1 protein-coding gene is annotated in these 270 nt (G+C 54.1%); it reads left to right on the top strand.

Annotated elements, in window-relative coordinates:
* Window positions 1-97: 97 nt before the first annotated feature.
* Window positions 98-270: response regulator (locus CVH10_RS20830; protein ID WP_146143216.1), on the top strand; the 173-nt coding region annotated here is incomplete at its 3' end.

Raw genomic sequence — 270 nt, 5'->3', positions numbered from 1 at the left:
AACCCTTCTTAAGGTTTTCACGTCTTAACCTGCGAACAAGGTTACCCGGCCGTGCGCCAGGGTGGTTACCGCAAAGCTATGGCCTGGAGGGGCACGAATGCGCGTCCTGTTGATTGAAGACGATCACGCAACTGCCCAAAGCATCGAACTGATGCTGAAGTCGGAAGGCTTCAACGTCTACACGACCGACCTGGGCGAAGAAGGCATCGATCTGGGCAAGATCTATGACTACGACCTCATTCTTCTTGACCTCAACCTGCCGGACATGAG

Origin of the sequence: Halomonas sp. ND22Bw, assembly GCF_003011945.1 — a bacterium.
Classification (GTDB): domain Bacteria; phylum Pseudomonadota; class Gammaproteobacteria; order Pseudomonadales; family Halomonadaceae; genus Halomonas; species Halomonas halophila.
Note: the sequence above shows the minus strand (reverse complement) of the source record. Positions and strands in the feature narration are given on the sequence as shown.